The sequence below is a fragment of the Pseudoalteromonas sp. SG41-2 genome, assembly GCF_014164535.1.
GTDB lineage: Bacteria > Pseudomonadota > Gammaproteobacteria > Enterobacterales > Alteromonadaceae > Pseudoalteromonas > Pseudoalteromonas rhizosphaerae.
The window spans coordinates 1-676 of sequence record NZ_JACJFK010000107.1; the positions used below are offsets into that span (position 1 = coordinate 1).

Annotated in this window: 2 protein-coding genes; both read right to left on the reverse strand. The window is 39.1% G+C overall.

Annotated elements, in window-relative coordinates; translation table 11 throughout:
* Positions 1-218: 218 nt before the first annotated feature.
* On the reverse strand, positions 219-566 hold the full coding sequence (locus tag H5186_RS22655; protein WP_182795053.1) for a hypothetical protein: 348 nt from the start codon (positions 564-566) through the stop codon (positions 219-221).
* A gap of 17 nt (positions 567-583) precedes the next feature.
* A partial coding sequence (locus tag H5186_RS23445; RefSeq protein WP_404936147.1) for an IS3 family transposase occupies positions 584-676 on the reverse strand: 93 nt, incomplete at its 5' end.

Genomic DNA, 676 nt, shown 5'->3' on the forward strand with positions numbered 1-676 from the left:
CGTCATGACTAGGTGTATAGCCAAATTTAAAGTGAGTTTAAAAAGTAACAACACTTGGTTTTTTGAATAAAAAGATCAAGAAAACACAGCTGCCTGCTTGACCGGAACTTTCTAATGGGTGACCCTACTCTTTCTTGTGACCCTACTCTTTCTTGAATTGCCATGATAGCTCTATCGCGCACACCTATTGCACCGTAATGTTCGGTTTGCTGCATCAGTCAAAGGGTCAGGTCTTGCATCTTGCTTTTCACTTTAAAAGTCAAAAAGAAAGACCTGACCCTACTCTTTCTTGAATTGCCAAATGATTTTAATCCGCCACTAACTAAACGTGGTTTGCCAAATGGGTCAAAGTTACGCTGTGCAGTAACATAACCATTATGGTCGGTAAATATACGTGCGCTGCCTAGGCGGTCGCGGTGAGTATAACGGATTGTAGCACCTTCTCCCGTTGTTTGGCTTATTACTGCAATATCATCTATATAAGCCCGCCATGTGGTTTTTGTGCCGTTTATTTCTTCTTCATATAACTTATCACTGTAGAAAGTGGTTACACTTGTAATGGTCAACAAATTCTGTAGAGATTCTAAGCGGCATTTTTTAATTCATTATATTTCTGATGTGGCGTCATATAATTAAGCGTAGAATGCCTACGTTTGTAATTGTAAAACTGAATATA